At 69.1% G+C, this 16,519-nt stretch carries 20 protein-coding genes and 2 pseudogenes; 16 read left to right on the top strand and 6 right to left on the bottom strand.

Features of this window, described 5'->3' with window-relative positions; all coding sequences use genetic code 11:
• From ABD385_RS40375 to ABD385_RS40355, 5 genes and pseudogenes are all read left to right on the top strand, one after another.
• Positions 1-229 (top strand): annotated as a pseudogene (locus ABD385_RS40375) (gas vesicle protein); the annotation flags it as partial.
• The gene (locus ABD385_RS40370; RefSeq protein WP_344585167.1) at positions 226-1,029 is read left to right on the top strand and encodes a GvpL/GvpF family gas vesicle protein; all 804 of its coding nucleotides are present in this window, start codon (positions 226-228) and stop codon (positions 1,027-1,029) included. The pseudogene ABD385_RS40375 and the gene ABD385_RS40370, both read left to right, overlap by 4 nt.
• On the top strand, positions 1,026-1,292 hold the full coding sequence (locus ABD385_RS40365; protein ID WP_344585165.1) for a gas vesicle protein: 267 nt from the start codon (positions 1,026-1,028) through the stop codon (positions 1,290-1,292). The genes ABD385_RS40370 and ABD385_RS40365 overlap by 4 nt, the downstream gene beginning before the upstream one ends.
• A complete protein-coding gene (locus ABD385_RS40360) occupies positions 1,282-1,689 on the top strand; it encodes a gas vesicle protein K (RefSeq protein WP_344585163.1) in 408 nt (135 codons plus the stop codon). The genes ABD385_RS40365 and ABD385_RS40360 overlap by 11 nt, the downstream gene beginning before the upstream one ends.
• 119 nt (positions 1,690-1,808) lie before the next feature.
• Positions 1,809-1,982 (top strand): CsbD family protein, encoded by a 174-nt coding sequence (locus ABD385_RS40355; protein ID WP_100606841.1) that lies wholly within the window; start codon positions 1,809-1,811, stop codon positions 1,980-1,982.
• A 172-nt stretch (positions 1,983-2,154) separates the two neighbouring features.
• On the opposite strand, the gene ABD385_RS40350 is transcribed toward ABD385_RS40355, so the two are convergent.
• Positions 2,155-2,919, bottom strand: a complete 765-nt coding sequence (locus tag ABD385_RS40350) for a PIG-L deacetylase family protein (protein ID WP_344585160.1) — start codon at positions 2,917-2,919, stop codon at positions 2,155-2,157.
• Positions 2,920-3,523: 604 nt separating this feature from the next.
• On the bottom strand, positions 3,524-4,108 hold the full coding sequence (locus tag ABD385_RS40345; protein WP_344585159.1) for an ATP-binding cassette domain-containing protein: 585 nt from the start codon (positions 4,106-4,108) through the stop codon (positions 3,524-3,526).
• 321 nt (positions 4,109-4,429) lie between these two features.
• On the opposite strand from ABD385_RS40345, the gene ABD385_RS40340 reads away from it, so the two are divergent.
• Together ABD385_RS40340 and ABD385_RS40335 are read left to right on the top strand one after the other, a co-directional pair.
• The gene (locus ABD385_RS40340) at positions 4,430-4,663 is read left to right on the top strand and encodes a hypothetical protein (protein ID WP_344585157.1); all 234 of its coding nucleotides are present in this window, start codon (positions 4,430-4,432) and stop codon (positions 4,661-4,663) included.
• A gap of 100 nt (positions 4,664-4,763) precedes the next feature.
• Positions 4,764-5,099 (top strand): STAS domain-containing protein, encoded by a 336-nt coding sequence (locus ABD385_RS40335; protein WP_344585156.1) that lies wholly within the window; start codon positions 4,764-4,766, stop codon positions 5,097-5,099.
• 435 nt (positions 5,100-5,534) lie between these two features.
• Here the strand turns inward: ABD385_RS40335 and ABD385_RS40330 are convergent, their stop codons facing one another.
• Positions 5,535-5,822 carry an oxidoreductase gene (locus ABD385_RS40330; RefSeq protein WP_344585154.1) on the bottom strand — a complete coding sequence of 96 codons (288 nt, stop codon included), beginning with the start codon at positions 5,820-5,822 and terminating at the stop codon, positions 5,535-5,537.
• 32 nt (positions 5,823-5,854) lie between these two features.
• Positions 5,855-6,667: an SDR family oxidoreductase gene (locus tag ABD385_RS40325; protein WP_344585152.1), complete on the bottom strand. Its 813-nt coding sequence runs from the start codon at positions 6,665-6,667 to the stop codon at positions 5,855-5,857.
• Positions 6,668-6,765: 98 nt separating this feature from the next.
• On the opposite strand from ABD385_RS40325, the gene ABD385_RS40320 reads away from it, so the two are divergent.
• The gene (locus ABD385_RS40320) at positions 6,766-7,461 is read left to right on the top strand and encodes a TetR/AcrR family transcriptional regulator (RefSeq protein WP_344585151.1); all 696 of its coding nucleotides are present in this window, start codon (positions 6,766-6,768) and stop codon (positions 7,459-7,461) included.
• 558 nt (positions 7,462-8,019) lie between these two features.
• Positions 8,020-8,568 carry a GNAT family N-acetyltransferase gene (locus ABD385_RS40315; RefSeq protein ID WP_344585149.1) on the top strand — a complete coding sequence of 183 codons (549 nt, stop codon included), beginning with the start codon at positions 8,020-8,022 and terminating at the stop codon, positions 8,566-8,568.
• Between the two features lie 44 nt (positions 8,569-8,612).
• Here the strand turns inward: ABD385_RS40315 and ABD385_RS41545 are convergent, their stop codons facing one another.
• Positions 8,613-8,873, bottom strand: coding sequence for an ATP-binding protein (locus ABD385_RS41545; RefSeq protein WP_425585591.1), 261 nt, complete (start codon positions 8,871-8,873; stop codon positions 8,613-8,615).
• A gap of 45 nt (positions 8,874-8,918) precedes the next feature.
• Here ABD385_RS41545 and ABD385_RS40310 point away from each other — a divergent pair, with 45 nt between their 5' ends.
• The 3 genes and pseudogenes from ABD385_RS40310 to ABD385_RS40300 all read left to right on the top strand — a co-directional run bounded on the left by ABD385_RS40310 (position 8,919) and on the right by ABD385_RS40300 (position 11,724).
• Positions 8,919-9,278 (top strand): hypothetical protein, encoded by a 360-nt coding sequence (locus tag ABD385_RS40310; protein WP_344585147.1) that lies wholly within the window; start codon positions 8,919-8,921, stop codon positions 9,276-9,278.
• 181 nt (positions 9,279-9,459) lie between these two features.
• A complete protein-coding gene (locus tag ABD385_RS40305; protein WP_344585145.1) occupies positions 9,460-10,899 on the top strand; it encodes an NF041680 family putative transposase in 1,440 nt (479 codons plus the stop codon).
• A gap of 55 nt (positions 10,900-10,954) precedes the next feature.
• A pseudogene (locus tag ABD385_RS40300) lies at positions 10,955-11,724 on the top strand (transposase).
• 143 nt (positions 11,725-11,867) lie between these two features.
• Here ABD385_RS40300 and ABD385_RS40295 read toward each other — a convergent pair.
• Positions 11,868-12,827, bottom strand: coding sequence for a helix-turn-helix transcriptional regulator (locus tag ABD385_RS40295; protein WP_344585143.1), 960 nt, complete (start codon positions 12,825-12,827; stop codon positions 11,868-11,870).
• Between the two features lie 92 nt (positions 12,828-12,919).
• Here ABD385_RS40295 and ABD385_RS40290 point away from each other — a divergent pair, with 92 nt between their 5' ends.
• From ABD385_RS40290 to ABD385_RS40275, 4 genes are all read left to right on the top strand, one after another.
• Positions 12,920-13,636, top strand: a complete 717-nt coding sequence (locus ABD385_RS40290) for an NADPH-dependent F420 reductase (RefSeq protein WP_344585141.1) — start codon at positions 12,920-12,922, stop codon at positions 13,634-13,636.
• Positions 13,637-13,665: 29 nt separating this feature from the next.
• Positions 13,666-14,061: a VOC family protein gene (locus ABD385_RS40285; protein WP_344585140.1), complete on the top strand. Its 396-nt coding sequence runs from the start codon at positions 13,666-13,668 to the stop codon at positions 14,059-14,061.
• 112 nt (positions 14,062-14,173) lie between these two features.
• A complete protein-coding gene (locus ABD385_RS40280) occupies positions 14,174-15,265 on the top strand; it encodes a winged helix DNA-binding domain-containing protein (RefSeq protein WP_344585139.1) in 1,092 nt (363 codons plus the stop codon).
• 279 nt (positions 15,266-15,544) lie between these two features.
• Positions 15,545-16,312, top strand: a complete 768-nt coding sequence (locus ABD385_RS40275) for a transposase (RefSeq protein ID WP_344585169.1) — start codon at positions 15,545-15,547, stop codon at positions 16,310-16,312.
• The last annotated feature ends 207 nt before the right edge of the window (positions 16,313-16,519 follow it).

Here is a 16,519-nt window from a genome sequence, read left to right as displayed (position 1 = left end):
CGTGGACAAGGCGAAGGAGATGGGCATCGACTGGTGGGAGCACGACCCCTCGCTCTCCTCGCACGCCGCGGACGGCCACCACTCGCTGGCCGAGGAGAACGCCCGCCTGCGCGCGGAGATCGAGGCGCTGCGCAGCGGCGAGGAGTTGCCGGCCGCCGAACGGCACGACGACCGCAGCGGCGAGCGCGGACAGTCGCGCCCCCGCAGCAGGAGTCGCGACGCGTCATGACCGACGTCCGCTACGTGTACGGCGTGGCCCGGGACCGCGACGGCTGCCTGGACGAGGTCGTCACCGACGTGCCCGGGGTCGCCCGGGCAGCGGTGCACCTGGTGCGTGCGGAGCGCCGCACGGACGTCGTCGCCGCCGCGAGTGCGGTGCCGGCCGCCGACTTCAGCGAAGCGGCGTTGCGCACGCACCTCGAAGACCTGGCATGGCTGGAGTCGGTCGCGCGGGCCCACCACCGGGTCATCGAGGCGTTGGCCGCACGCACCACGGTGATGCCGCTCCGCCTGGCGACCGTCTACCTGGACGACGACCGGGTGCGGGCCATGCTCGACGCGCGCCTGACCGCGTTCGACCGCCGCCTGGCGGACTTGGACGGCCTGGTGGAATGGGGCGTCAAGATCTACGTGGACGTCACCGAGGCGGCGGACGCCCCGTCCGAACCGCCCGCGAGTTCCGGACGCGAGTACCTCAGGCGGCGCAGGGCGGCACAGCACGCCCATGAGGACGTGTACCGCGCCGTCGAGGACGTGGCGGCCCGCGTCCACTCCGCCGCCCGCGGCCACGCCGTCGAACGGGCCCAGCACCGAGCGCAACAAGGCCAACTGCTCACGGGCCCCGGCGAGAACGTGGTCAACGACGCCTACCTGGTACCGGCCGACCACGCGGAGGAGTTCCGTTCCGAAGTCGAAGGGTCCGCCCGAGGGCTTTCCGGCATACGGATCGACGTGACCGGCCCCTGGGCCCCCTACTCCTTCGCCGCACCGCCCGAGAGCGAGCCCACCACGAGGGGCGGCGGGCCGTGACGGAGTCCGGCGGCCCTCCGGCGGCACCGACCGGTCCGCTCCCGCAACGGCAGGTGGCCCTTATCGATCTCCTGGACCGCCTGCTCAGTGGCGGGGTGGTGCTCAGTGGTGACCTCGTGTTGTCCATCGCCGACATCGACCTGGTGCGGATCTCGCTGCGTGCCCTGATCGTCTCGATCAGTGAAGAGCATCCGTCCCCCTGGGACGCGGCGCTCCGCTCGACGTCGGACGTCCACGACTCCCCACCCTCCGATGACTCCTGAAGGCAACAGGCACCGTGACCGGTTCGGCGAGGTCGCCGACGCAGCGACACGTGCGTTCCGCCTGTTGCCGGCCACCCCGCACGAAATGGGGCGGCCGGGCAACGCCCGTGCCCGGCCCGTCCCGCAGAGGATCAGCACGGGACCCAACACGGTGGAGCGGGACCTGGTGAAACTCGTCCTCACCCTCGTCGAACTCCTCCGGCAGCTCATGGAACGCCAGGCGCTCCAACGCGTCGACGCCGGAGACCTCACGGAAGAACAGGAGGAACGCCTGGGAACGACACTGATGCTCCTGCACTCCCGGATGTCCGAACTCTGCGCCCAGTACGACCTGTCCCTCCAAGACTTGAACCTCGACCTGGGGCCCCTCGGAACGCTGCTTCCGCCGTCCGAATGAGTCCCATCCCCTGGGCACGAGACCGGACAAGTGAGACAATTCACATATTCCCTCCTGCGGCGCTCCGCGGGAGGACGGTCGCCCCGTAGCGGGTCGACCGAGTACGCGAGGAGTACGCCATGAGCATCAGCAAGAAGGCCAAGGGCGTCGCAAAGACGGCAGAGGGAAAAACGAAGGAAACAGCCGGAAAGATCACTGGAGACAAGGACCTTGAACTGAAGGGCAAGGCCGAGAAGGCCCAGGGCAGGGCGCGCAAGACCGTGGAGAAGGGCAAGGACCTGCTTGAACCTTGATCTGCTCGGCGAACGACAATTCCGAACTTCGCAACGAACGCGACGTGCTCACTGCTCGTTCAGGTGCCGGACCGCGGCCGTCGGCGAGAAACCCACCGCGATGACGGGCGGACGCTCCGTCGAGCGTGCGGCGGCGTGCTCGGCGGAGCAGGAGAAACAGGCGGACGGCGGCTCACCGGAACACCACCTCGAACGACCTGACGTGGTGGGCCACTTCCTCGGGCGGCAAGATCGCGCTGTTTTCCGCACCGCCTCCCGACGGACGGATCTGGCTCACGAACTGCGCGATGGCGAGGGACTTCAGGGCGGTCGCCTCCGGCGGCAGCGGGAGGTGCGCAGCCAGGCCCCACGGCACGCGTGGATCATCCGGCCGGGCCCAGTGCCACATCCACACCGGGTACATCCACAGGGGCACGCCGGTGGCCCGGCAGGCATCCACGGTGGCCCGACCTGCCGCTTCATGGTCACTGTGCAGGTCTCCGACCCAGGGCGCGACACACCGGGCGGCCTTGACCTCGCGCAGCAGTCCGGCGATAGCCCGGGCCACCGCGCGCTGATGGCGCTCTACCTGGGTGTCCGGGATGCCCAGCCGCTCCACACGCACTTCGGGAAGCCCCAACTGCGCTAACGCGTGACGGAGTTCACGGTGACGCACGCCGGCCAGCTGGTCCGCGCTGTTCAGTGTGCTGCGGGGACGGAACCGCTCCCCGTCCGTGACCGACACGATGTGCACGTCGGCACCGCCGGATGCCAACAGCGCCAGACTCCCGCCGAAGCCCAGCACCTCGTCGTCCGGGTGAGCCGTGACGACCACCACCGGCCCGTCGGGCGGCGGGACCGGTGGCAGGTGCCTCGGGCCGTACCAGGCCGCCCATTGGTCTTCCGGCGTGCCGGAGGCGTCGATGAAGTCGGCCGCTTTCCGCCCGCTGCCGGTCATGTCGTTCTCCCGCTGCCGCCCACCGCCCGCCACGTACCGGTCGCAGCCGGCACACCGTGGGCCCCGGCGCCTATCGTGTCGACGTGGCCCTCTGCCGTGCGGGCCACGCACGGGGCAGGCCACCCGAGGCGGCGCGGCGCGGGGAAGCGCTCTCGTGACTTCTCGGAGCCGGACGGGGCAGTCCACAGCGGCTCACTGTCCACGAGGGCGACAGGGCCTGCGGCCGTCACCGTGCAGTCACCCTCCGGGGCCGGAACCCCTGGTGCAACCCCAGCCGCAACGCCGGAACCCACGCCGAGACCGACGTGGGAGGCGGGAGGAGGTTCCACGATTGACTCCTCTCGGACGTGAGCACAGACTCTCCTAGTAGTTTGCTGCGCTGAACCCGCCTGACGCACGTTGTGCAACGGGTGCGCGTACGGGGACACCGGGCGCACGCCCCGCAGGGCCACGAAGACGCCAGCCCCGCGACGAACGGACTGATCGACACCGCCGTCCTCACAGGGAGCCTCGGTGTCGTGGCGAAGGCTGCCGAGTGCACCGGGCGATCGTCAGTCGCCACCGCTCACTCCCGAACGCCTCGTGCGCACGAGGTGCCCACCCGCTAGCAGACCGTCTGCAGACGTGCTTGGACCACAAAGCCCTTAACTGCGCAAACGGCCCCGACCCAGACCACGTGGACGCCACAAGACGCTTCTGACAACCTGTGGACGCTGTCGGCGTAGGTCGTCAGGAGTTCCAGTTCGTGGCTGACGAGGAGGAGATTGAGTTCGCGCTCCGTTCGTAGGTACGTGAGGAGTTCCATGATCGCGACTGTGTTCTCCGGGTCGAGCGCCGAGGTGATCTCGTCGCAGAGCAGCAGGTCGGGGTCGGTGGCGAGGGCCCGGGCGATGGAGGCGCGTTGGCGCTGGCCTCCGGAGAGTTCGTGGGGGTAGCGCTCGGCGAAAGCGGCGGGCAGCCCAACGTCTTCCAGCAGCTGGTGGACTCGCGATGGCAGGTGGGTGGGGCCAACGATCTTGTGGAGTTTCAGGGGCCTGGTGAGGGAGGCGCCTATCGTGCGGGTGGGATTGAGTGCCCCGAGACGGATCTGCGGTATGAGCTGGATGCTTCGTTGCTGTTCGCGGGTCCGCTTGCGGATGTGCGCGGGAAGCGGGCCGCCGCGCGTCATGGAGGTCCATGCGTCGGCCATGAGCGCGAGCTTGAGCCCGATCAAGGTGGTCTTGCGGAGCGGCTTGGAGGTCCTGTGTGGTCTCGCCCTGCAGGAAGTCCCACTGCTCGGCGCCGAGCGGATCGAGCCCGAGGAGCTTCACCATGGCCTCCACTTTGCGCATGGCGAAGGCATAGGAGGGCAGGTAGGCGCGAGTCACGGGCCACCTCGCCGCACAGGTACTTGAAGGCGCCGACCAAATAGGGTGTGGGACGTCACTGTCCCTCAGCGGGGTGGAGGCGAGGCGCTGCGCGGTAATCAACTTGTCTACCAAACCTCAAGCCGCGTGCCGGCAGGAGATGGATGAGCGGCCTGTGGCGGGCGGCGTTGACGGCCCTCAACCAGCCGGAGGCCACGCTAGGCCGCGACCGGCTATTGGCCCTGTGCACGGCCGAGATCGCGCATGCACATCCAACGCACCAGGAGCCGGTCGCCGTCGCAGACGTGCAGCGCATCGCCCTGACCGAGTTCTCCCTCCTTCTCGACGAAGCCCACGCACCCACCGCCCTCGCGCAGCGACGCAACAACAAGTGGTGACGCGGATGCCCTCACCCCGACACCTGGCCGGTATAGACAATGCTCGCGCCAGGGAGTCTTCTGGAAACACGGCCGACCCCAGAGACCCTCGGAACGGGGGATGCCGGTGTACGACACGTTCCAGATCTCAGTACGCCCCGCCGGACCTGCCAGCTGCCGGGTGACCGTAGCCGGCGATCTCGATGTGGCCAGCGCACCGAGCATGCGGGACGCGCTCCAGGCCGCAGTGGCGGACCACGAGAGCATCGAACTGGATTGCGCCGGGCTGACCTTCGTCGATTGCTGCGGCCTATCCGCGCTCCTAGCCGCCGCCCGCATGGCGAATGCTTATGGCATCGAGCTGCACCTGCTCGCCGTCCCACACTCGCTGGCCAGGCTGCTGCGGCTATCGCACACCGGCAGCGCCTTCGCCATCGACCGGCCGAGCGTGCCGTGAAGCGATCGAGCCCGACGGCAGAAATCAGCCCGTCTCACGAACTACACGGCCCCTGCCCCAGCGAGCCACTCCTCAACCGTGGAGACAGTAAGTCAGCTCCGCGTCAACAGCAATATCGGAGACGGGGACACCCCGACACCATGCCGCCAAGATCGCCCTATGAAGCTCTTCCAGCCGCACATCCAGTCCAGCCTGCAGCGCCTCAGCAGACCCACTAGTCAAGCGAGGAACAACCGCACCTAGACGCATCGCCGCCTCACGTATCGCGCGCCGCAACTCGTCTGGAGACTGAGAATCCAGCGGGTCCAGGGCGCGGCGTGCGGCCGGCGGGGGGATGGGGTCGCCCGTCGCGAGGGGTACCCGGGTTTCTGGTCGGGTGATGGTTGGCCAGATCCCAGGGAGGCGAGGGTGACTTCGTTGGCCCCCGGGCCCTCGTCACATGGACTGGTAGTCGGTGTAACCGCGTTGGTCACCACCGTAGAACGTGTTCGCGTCGGGCTGGTTCAGGGGTGCCTGGGTCTGCCAGCGCTGCACCAGGTCGGGGTTCGCGATGAAGGCACGGCCGACAGCGACGAGGTCGGCCTGGTCGTCGTCGAGTAGCGACTGGGCGATGGTGGCGTCCGCCGGAGGCCGTCGCCGCCCTGCCCCACCGGTACGACCGTCGTGGACACGGCCGGGAGCCTGCGCCAGGGTGGGGCGCCGAAGACACTGTCCTGACGGCACGTCAGCCAAACGGCCTCGGTGGACGGTTCCGCTCAGCCGAGAACGTGGCCGCCGTCGACGGTGATGATCTGGCCGGTGACGTACGGGTTCGACATCAGGAAAAGCGCCGCCGCTGCGGCCTCCTCCACCGTCCCGAACCGGCCCAGCGGCACCGATGCACCGGCGGCGGAGATGGCCTCGTCCGTCTCCATGCCGGGCCGCGAGCGCATCAGCGGGGTGTCGATCGCGCCGTAGCGGACGGCGTTCACGCGCTGCCGCGCCGGGGCCAGTTCGACGGCGAGCGCCCTGGTCAGCGCTTCCACCGCGCCGCCCGCGGCCAGCGTGACGGATAGCCCTGGCACGGGGCGGGCCAGCAGGACGCCCGAGCTGAGGGTCAGTGACCCGCCCGCGGGCAGCCACCTCGCCGCGGCGCGGGCGAGGGCGAACGTCCGCCCCATGCCGTCGGCGGCCGCCGCACGGATCCCCTCGTCGGGCAGCTCGCCCAGGAGCCCCGGGGCGGCGTGGCCGCTGGCGGTGACATAGGCGTGGTCGACGTGGCCAGCGGCGTCGAAGACCTCAGCGAGGGTGCGCTCGTCCCCGGCGTCACCGGCGACGGTGAGTACGGCGTCGCGCTCCCCCGCCGGGCCGGCTTTCCGTACCCGGTCGGCGGCGGTCGCCAGCCGGTCCGGGTCCCGGCCGACCAGTACGACGCGGGCGCCGACCGTGCGCAGCAGCGTGCCCGTGGCCAGCCCGATGCCGGAGCTGCCGCCGGCGATCATGACGGTCGCACCGGCGAGGGACTGAGGGAGCGGAACGGCGGTGGCCGGGACGGGGGCGGGAGTTGCCGCGGCGGCGTCGGTGCTCATGGGATGCCTTCCAGGTAATAAACCATCTGGTTGTTTTTCTCTTGCTGCGATAGTGCCTCGCGCGATGACCGGAGTCAACCGGATGGTTTAATACGGTCATGGCCTACGACGCGGAGGACACCAGGAGGCGGATCTTCGCGGCGGCAGCCGCGGAGTTTGCCGAGCGGGGCCTGGCGGGCGCCCGCGTGGACCGGATCGCGCGGTCCGCCCGCGCCAACAAGCAGGCCATCTACCTCTACTTCGGCGACAAGGAACGGCTGTTCGCCGCCGTGGTGCACGCGAAGCTGGACGAGGTCGGGGCCGCGATCTCCATCGACCCGGACGACGTCGCCGAGTCGGTCGGCCAGATCTTCGACTGGCACCGCGAGCACCCCGAGCTGATCCGGCTGCTCCTGTGGGAGGCCCTGGAATCGACCGGGCCCACGGGGGCGACGGGGTCGGACAGCGCGGGCGCCTCGGCGGCGGGCGGGCATGGGGAGCCCGAACCGGACTCCGCTCCCGAGGCCGGGCGCCGGGGCGCTTTCCACGCGAAGGCCGTGCGCCTCGCCCGCGCAGGTGACCGGCGGGCATCCGAGGACGTCCGCCTTCGCGTCGCCCAGGACCTGCTGTTCTCCGTCATGAGCCTGATCTCGTGGAACTTCGCGGTGCCGCGGACCTGTCGTGTGACCCTCGGCGAGGAGACGGAGGCGGCCGCGCTGGAACGCCGCCGCACGTCCGTCATCGAGGCCGCCCGCACGCTGGCAGCTGCCGCGGCCCGGGGCCCGGAGGGGTCTGACGGCCCCGGAGGGGTCTGACGCGGCGCCGCCTTCGACGAGGGCGAGGCCGGTAGGTGCGCCCGTCGGGCGTAGGTCGCCCGTCTGCCTCACCACGCGGGCGCGCGCTGATCGGATCGACTGCCGCCCCTATCCGCTGTCCGCCCCGGACCTGGTCCGAGGAGTGCCCACGCCGCCGTCAAGCCCGCGTGCCGGGCGGGCCGCCTTCACCACCGGGCCGCATCCGGCCGCCGACATGCCCAGGGCTGGCATGCCCAGGCTGTTTTTACCGGGTCATATGAGAGCCAGTGATCCGGTGTGAACGAGGGCCAGGCGTGGGGCTATTCGTGGTGTGGATGGACTCGTTTGTGACTGTCGATCTTCGGTGAGATTGGGAGCCACTTCTATCGGGTGATGCGTGTTGTGCGGCGCGGAGTGTCCTGGATGTCCGGTGAAGTAGGGCGGATAGCTTGGTGGCACGGGTCCTTCGGGCCACGTCCCTGACAGGCGTGGCCTGTAGGGCCCGGCCCCGGTGAGGGCGAGGCCCGGGCGGTCCGCGTGTCTTGATGGCTTCCGAGCCTGCTGGCTAGGTTGGCTGGCATGGCTGACCTCAGACCCCTCGCGTGGCCTCCTGCCCCGATCAAGACCGAGCGGCTCGTACTCCGCGAGTCCGAGGCCCGAGACCGCGAGGCGGTCATCGAGCTGAACGTCTCGCCAGAGGTGAACACCTACCTTGGTGGCCCTCGACCGCGCGCCGAGCTCGAACGCACGCTGCCCGGGGTGCCCGGGCAGCGCCGTGGCTGGTTCGTGGTCGAGCTCGACGGAACAATGATCGGCACGATCCAGCTCAAACCACACGCCCCCGAGAATCCGAGTAACCGCCGTCTGGAGGCCGGGGAGACGGAGCTCGGCTACTTGTTCCTACCGGAGGCGTGGGGCCGCGGGTATGCCACCGAGGCGTGCACAGCGGCACTCGACTGGTTTGCCGGTGCGCTGCCCGGTGAGCCGGTGGTGCTCTACACCCAGACCGCCAACGCCAGCTCGATGCGCCTCGCGGCGAAGCTGGGGTTCGCCGAGCTGGAACGGTTCGAGGCGTGGGGCGCCGAGCAGTGGTTCGGCGTGTGGTCTTCGCTCACGCCGTCCGGTTGATCGGCTCCGCGGTCGACGATCGCACAGGTTTCCTTGGCCCTCGGTCAGGCGCCCTGCTTGGCGTGTTCGGCGGCGGTGGCTTGGTAGCGGTAGGACTCGGTGCCGGTCTGGATGAGGGTGCAGCGGAAGGTGATCCGGTCAGCGATCGCGGCGCAGAGCCGGGGCTCGTTGAAGATCGTGTCCCATTCGTTGGACGGGGAGTTCGTCGCGACGGCGGTCGCCTTGCGTTCCTCTCCAGCGGCGGCTTCGGGAACGCGGCGACGTGCCCGGGTGGGGCCAGCCGCTGCATGTCCGCAGCGTGCCAGAACAATGCAGTTGAGGCCGGAGGATCAGCCCGGCACACTCGCCCGGTGAGCCACAACGAACAAGCGGGCAGATGGGACGGACCCTGGTACAGAGTCCGCACGGAGCATTTCGAGGCGGCGTTCCTGCCGAATGCCGGCGAGGACCTGGAGTCGGTGGACAACGTCGACGTCTTCGCGGACCTCAACGACGGAACCCGCTGGAGTGCGACCGTCATCACCCTTGCTCAGGTGGAGACCACCATGGAGCGGTGGGCGGCGACCGGGGAGGCCCTCGGCGGCGCCTACTTCTCGTGCTCGGACGGCCTCATCGTCCGCGACGCCGGCATCAGCAAGATGACCCAGGTCCTCGTCGGCCTGGTCGAGACCGGCGACTTCACGCACATCCTTCAACGCATCGACGAATGACCGCAGCCCCCGGTCCGCGACGAGCTGATTCTGAACCACCAGTAAGCTTGGCGTTTATCGCCTGAGGTCGAACGTCGTATCGAACTTGCCTGGGATCTGTTGTTCGCCGGACGTCAAGGCGGCCTCCGTCTGATCATGTGCTCCGTCACAGAGGCACTGGGTCAGTACGAAGGCCGTAACGATGAGTCTGCTACAGCGCGATGTCCCGCAGGATGCGCTTGGGGAACTGTCCTACTTCCGGAAGGAGTTCTATGCCTGCCTGACCACGCGGGGCGACGCACTGTTCGAGTTGGCCGATGCCCTGTTGTGCTCGGACGGTCCGGTGAAGACGCTCGTCGAGCTGTCCCTGGCTCCAGAGCACCGGCGCGGTCATGGAGCCTTGTACGGCGGGGTGAACCACGGGCGGTTGGATGCGGCACGGCTGCGCAGGACTCTGGCCGGTCTGCCGCTGCCGCGGGCGGCGGACGGGCGGCTCGTCCTGGCCGTCGATGTCAGCAACTGGCTGCGGCCGGACGCGAACACCAGCCCGGAGAGACTGTTTTGCCATACCTACGGCCGCGGCAGGGACTCGGCGCAAATGGTCCCCGGCTGGCCCTATTCCTTCGTCGCCGCCGTGGAGCCTGGGCGGACTTCGTGGACGGCCATGCTTGACATGGTCCGCCTGCGTCCGTGGGACGACGAGATCGCTGTCACCGCCGGACAGGTCCGGGAGGTCGTCCAGCGGCTGCTGGCGGCTGGGCAGTGGCAGACCGGTGACCTGCCAGTCCTGATCGTCGTCGACGCCGGCTACGACGTGACCCGCCTGGCCTTCCTGCTCGCCGACCTGCCAGTTGAACTGCTGGGCCGGATGCGTTCGGACCGCGTCCTGTACTTCCCGCCCCCGCCACAGCCGGCAGGCAAGCGAGGGCGCAAGCCCAAGCATGGGCGGGAGTTCAAGTTCGAGGATCCCAACACCTGGCCCGCCCCGGCCGTCACCACGGTGACCGACACCACGCACTATGGTCAGGCCGAAGCCGCTGCCTGGGACCGCCTGCACCCGCTGCTGGTCCGGCGCTCGGCCTGGGCCAACTACCCCGAAGGCCAGCTGCCGGTCATCGAAGGCACAGTCATCCGTCTTCGCGTTGAACACCTGCGCGGAGACCACAACCCGAGGCCGGTCTGGTTGTGGTGGTCCGGCACCAGCGCAACGGCCAGGGATGTCGACCGACTTTGGCAAGGGTTTCTGCGCAGATTCGATCTTGAACATACCTTCAGAATGATCAAGCAGACACTGGGCTGGACCGTTCCCAAACTCCGCGAGCTCGCAGCCGCCGATCGCTGGACCTGGCTTGTCGTCGCTGCCTACACCCAACTCCGGCTCGCCCGGCCACTCGCAGAAGACCTCCGCAAACCTTGGGAGCGGCCCGCGCGCCAAGGACATCTCACGCCAGCTCGCGTCCGCCGAGGATTTCGCCGCCTCCACGGGAAGACTCCTCAGCCCGCCAGTGCACCAAAAATCGGCACTGCAGGCCCCGGCCGACCAACAGGATCGAAGAACAGACACCGTGCACACGAACACCCCGTCGGGAAACAAGGCAAACCAGACATCACTGAGGGCGTCACGAACAGTCTCACTGCATAAACGCCAAGCTAAGAGGTGTCCCGTAACTGCTGGTCACGGGCGAGATGATCTTGGTGTGACTGGTGTGATCACGGCGTCGGAGCCTTCCTGGATAGCCCCGTTCACTGGGCTGAGCCCGCGCCAGTTCGGCAAGCTACTGACCGCATTGCGGCGCGAAGGGGCGGACCCGGTCCGTAAGGGCCGCCCCTGGAGCCTGCCGCTGGAGGACCGGGTGCTGCTGGTCGCCGCGTACTGGCGGACGAACCTGACGCTGCGACAGCTCGCCCCGCTGTTCGGGATCTCGAAGTCGGCCGCTGACCGCATCATCGACCACCTCGGGCCCTCCCTCGCACTCCAGCCCCGCAAACGGTTCCGAAGGGACACGGTGCTGATCGTGGACGGCACCTTGGTTCCCACACGCGACCACACCGTCGCCGAGCGGTCGAAGAACTACCGCTACTCGACCAATCACCAGGTCGTCATCGACGCCGACACACGGCTCGTCGTGACCGTCGCCGACCGCTGCCCGGCAACCGCAACGACTGCAAGGCATGGGAACTGTCCGGAGCGAAGGACGTAGTAGGCAAGACCACAGTCTTCGGGGACGGCGGATACCGGGGCACCGGCCTGGTCATCCCGCACCGCCGCGAGCGCGGCCAGGACCAACTCCCGGATTGGAAGGAGGAACACAACCGCTCGCACCGAAAGGTCCGGGCTCGCGTCGAGCATGTCTTCGCCCGGATGAAGGGCTGGAAGATCCTCCGCGACTGCCGACTGAAAGGCGACGGCGTCCACCAGGCCATGCTCGGCATCGCCCGCCTGCACAACCTCGCCCTCGCCGGCTGACGCAGAAACGAGCCGGTCAGCGCCCGGTGGCCGGACCGCGACGTCGACGCCGGCCGGAGGCCCGGCCTCGGCGCGGCAATCCCGGCAACGGAGCAGGAGCTCGACGCCCGGGCGACCGAACGGCAGTGAGTGGCTTGTGCCCCTCAGCCCGTGGCGCGCAGGGTGCGGTGTGCGTTTTGGCGGAGGTGGTGGAGGACGTCCGGGTCGGCGTCGAGGGTGTAGTCGGCGTCGAGGCCGGCCAGCGTCAGGGCGATGCGAGGCAGGAGGTCGTCGGAGGCGTCGACGCGGCAGGTGCGCTCGTCGAGGGGGCGGAGGCGGGTGGCCAGGGCCGGGGTGCGGGCGCGGATGTGCTCGGCGGGGGCGTGGACGGTTGCGATGGCGCGGTAGCGGGTGGGGGCGGCTGAGAGTCGGTCGGCGACGAAGGCGGCGGGGTCGTCGCCGGGTACCGGCCGGGGTGGCACACGTCGGCCGGTGGGGGTGGGGTCGGTGATGCGGTCGAGGCGGAAGAGGCGCCAGTCGTCCTTGTCGGTGTCGTGGGCGAGGAGGTACCAGAGGTTGCCGGAGGCGACCAGGTGGCAGGGCTCGGCTCGGCGTGAGGTGGTGCTGCCGTGGCGGGGGGCGTAGTCGAAGGTGAGGATCTCGTGGTCGCGGCAGGCGACGGCGAGGGTGGCCAGGAGGGTGGGGTCGGCGCGTGGTCCCCGGGTCTCCCAGGTGATGCCGGCGAGGGACGTCTGGAGGGCGGTGACCTGGGTGCGCAGGCGGCGGGGGAGGACCTGTTCGAGTTTGGCTAGGGCCCGGAGGGCGGTTTCTTCGATGCCGGTCAGGCCGCCGGCGGCGGTGCGCAGGGCGACGGCGATGGCGACGGCCTCGTCGTCGTCGAGGAGGAGGGGTGGCAGGTCGCTGCCCGGGGCGAGGCGGTAGCCGCCGGTGTGCCCGCGGGTGCTGTCGACGGGGTAGCCGAGCTCGCGGAGCCGGTCGATGTCGCGGCGGACGGTGCGGACGGTCACGTCGAGCCGTTCGGCGAGGTCGGCGCCGGACCACTCCCGCCGGGTCTGCAGCAGGGACAGCAGGCGCAGCATCCGCACGGTCATGTCGCTCGTCATGAATTCCACTATGCCGCGGTTAAAGGACACAGCTTGTCCTGAAGTCGCCCTAGTGTGGACTTGTCCGAACGGAGCAAATCGAAAGATTCCTCATGAAAATCGCTGTTCTCGGTACCGGTGCCGGTGCCCGCGCCCACATCGCCAAGCTCGCCGCACTCGGCCACGACGTCCACGTCGGCACCCGCGACCCGCAGGCCACCCTGGCCCGTACCGGGCCCGACATGATGGGCACCCCGCCCTTCAAGGAGTTCCTCGCCGAGCACCCCGGCATCTGCCTGCACACCTTCGGTGACGCCGCCGCGCAGGGCGAGCTGGTCATCAACGGCATCGACGGCCACAACGCCGTCGCGGCCCTGACCGCCATCGCCGACCAGCTCGCCGGTAAGACCCTGATCGACTACGCCGTGCCGTTCATCTACCAGCACCAGACCGAGCACCCCTGGCCCACGCCGTGGGGCGTCATGCCGAAGCTCGACCCGTGCGACACCGACAGCCTCGGGGAGCAGATCCAGCGCGCCCTGCCCCGGACCAAGGTCGTCAAGTCCTTCGTCACCCAGGAGCAGACCACCGTGGTAAACCCGCAGGCCATCGGCGGCGGCGACCACACCATGTTCGTCGCCGGCGAGGACGCCGACGCCAAGCAGCAGGCCACCGACCTGCTGAAGTCCTACGGCTGGACCGACATCCTCGACCTCGGCCCCCTGGCTTGCGCCCGCGGCATGGAGATGTACGCCCACATGCACTCCGCCATCGGTTTCGGCCTCGGCCAGCACTTCGGCGGCCACTTCGGCATCAAGGTCGTCCGCTGACCCGCACCGCACGCAAGGGAAACACCGCAATGACGAACGAGAACACCGGCACCCTGTCCGGAAAGATCATGTGCCACGCCATGTGGGCCCAAGACGGCCGCAAGCTGGCCGACTTCTACGCCACCGCACTGGGCACCAAGGTCTCCCAGACCTTCCCGGACGAGCACGGCAACGACGTCGCCTTGGCCTTCTACGTCGGCGGCGCGATGTACCTCTTCTACACGTCCGCCTCCTTCACCGCCCCCAACTGGCCTGAGGAAGAACTGCCGTTCCACATGGACTTGTCCTTCGGCGATGTGAAGGCAGCAGAGCAGCAGCTGCTGGGAATGGGCGCCACCAAGCCCGCCCACCAGCCCGGCGGCACGCACTGGACCGTCCTCCTCGACCCGTCCGGCCAGCCGTTCTGCATCCACGGCACCTACTGACCCCGCACTCGAAATGACCACTCTCCCCCGCGTCACCGCAGCCCAGCGGCGCGCACACCTCACCCGCAGCCACCTCCTCGCACCCTCCCTTCGGAAAAGGAAGGCCGAGGAGGTGGCCGAGGCTCTGATCGGCCTGCACGCCACCGACCCGGCCACCGTCTTCCTCTCCGCGGCCGCCCGCATGCACACGCCCTCCGCCCCCGCCATCGAACGGTCTCTCTACGACAGCCCGGCCGGCACTCCCGTCCTGGAGCGCATACGGTGCATGCGCCGCACCATGTTCGTCGTCCCCGGCCAGCTGGCCCCGGCCGTCCGGTCCGCGACCGTCCGCGACACCCACCGCCACCGTGCCGACGCCCTGGCGAATCTGCGTGAGCACCTCGGCTGGGACGGGCGACGCTACGCGGCCGCGGAGCAGGCCGTCCTGGCAGCCCTCACCGCGCGGGGCGAGGCCACGGCCGCTCAACTCGCCGCCGACATACCGGCCTTGCGAGAACAGATCGTCACCTCGCCCGGAAAGCCCTACGAGTCCCGTCAGCGCGCCAGCACACCGATCCTCGGTGTGCTCGCCGCCGAGGGGCGCATACGCCGCTCCCGACCGGCCGGCTCCTGGACCTCCGCACAGTTCCGCTGGACATCGGCCGATCCCCTGCCCGACGTACCCGCCGCTGCGGCGAAGACCACACTGGCCCGCCACTACCTCACGTCATTCGGCCCGGTCACCGTGGACGACCTGAAGTGGTGGACCGGCTGGAACCTCACCGACACCCGCAAGGCGCTGGCCGCCACCGGCGCCCAGGCCGTCGAACTCGACGAAGGCACCGGCTACCTCCTGCCCGAGGACCTTCCCGAGCACCTTGACTCCGCAACCGCCACCGCAGAACCCGCAGCGGCCCTGCTACCCGGCCTCGACCCCACACCCATGGGCTGGCGCCACCGCCACTGGTACCTCAACCCCGAACACACCAAGGCCCTCTTCGACCGCAACGGCAACATCGGCCCCACCATCTGGTGGAACGGCCACATCGTCGGCGCCTGGGCCCACCACAGAGACGGACACATCAACCACCGCCTCCTCACCGACCCAGGCCACGCAGCCCACAACGCCATACACCACGAGATCAACCGCATCACCGCCTTCCTCGACAACGCCCGCGTCACCCCCTGCTACCGGACCCCCCTCGAACGCCACCTCGCCACATGACACCCCGGTGGCGCTTTCGGAGCGGTTGAACCACCCAGCACGCCCCCGATCTGCCCCAAAGGATGTGATGTGACACAGCTTTCTCAGCTCTGCCGTGCTTCGTGGAGCGTTGCCAGGAGCGTGTCCGGGTCTCCGGTGTAGACGATCACTTCCTCATCGTCGGCCGGGGGGCGGGCGAAGAAGTCGTTGGTAGGCCAGGGGAAGGCAGTGGAGAGGCTTCTGCCGGTAGATCTGCCTGATGGGGGCTCATAGTCGTCATGCTGCGGGATGATCTCGATCGTGCCTGGTGTGATTACGGCGTCGGAGCCTTCCTGGATAGCCCCGTTCACCGGGCTGAACCCGCGCTGCTTCGATGAGTTGGTGAGCATGGTGCGCCGTGAAGACGCGGACGCGGTCCGAAGGGGACGGCCGTGGAGTTTGCCGTTGGAGGACCGGGTGCTGCTGGTCGCGACCTACTGGCGTACCAACTTGACGCTGCGCCAGCTTGCCCCGCTGTTCGGTATCTCAAAGTCGGCCGCGAACAGGATCATCAACCAGCTGGGTCCCATTCTCGCGCTCCAGCCCCGCAAGCGGTTCTGCAAGGACGCTGTCCTCATCGTGGACGGCACATTGGTCCCCACCCGCGACCACACGGTGGCGGAACAGTCCAAAAACTACCGGTACTCCACCAACCACCAGGTCGTCATCGACGCCGACACCCGCCTCATCGTCGTGGTCGGCCGGCCCCTTCCCGGCAACCGCGCCGACTGCAAGGCGTGGGAGGAGTCCGGTGCCAAGGCAGCCGTCGGAAACACCACCACGATCGCCGACGGCGGCTACCCGGGCACCGGCCTGGTAATGCCTCATCGCCGGCGAAAGGGCGAGGAACTGTCCGCTTGGAAGGAGGCAGACAATAAGTCCCACAAGCAGGTACGGGCCCGTGTCGAGCACGCATTCGCGAGGATGAAGAGCTGGAAGATCCTGCGGGACTGCCGCCTCAAGGGCGACGGCGTCTACCACGCCATGCGCGGTATCGCTCGTCTGCACAACCTCACCCTCGCCGGATAGACCAGCCAGTCATACGACGGCCGACTGCCTCCTCATCGCCGTCGAGATCATTTACGGGACACCCCTTAGACGCCGAGCAGGCCCAGCGGGGCGCTCGTCGGCCGGGTGGAGCCGCCCTGCGGTTCGGTGGTCACCCCGACGCCGTCCGCGCCGCCCATGCCGCCGGTCAGCAGCAGCGCACCCGAGGCACGGCCGGTCTGGACGAGT

Origin of the sequence: Streptomyces lunalinharesii, from assembly GCF_039532155.1 — a bacterium.
In the GTDB taxonomy this organism is placed as follows: Bacteria; Actinomycetota; Actinomycetes; order Streptomycetales; family Streptomycetaceae; genus Streptomyces; species Streptomyces lunalinharesii.
Note: the sequence above shows the minus strand (reverse complement) of the source record. Positions and strands in the feature narration are given on the sequence as shown.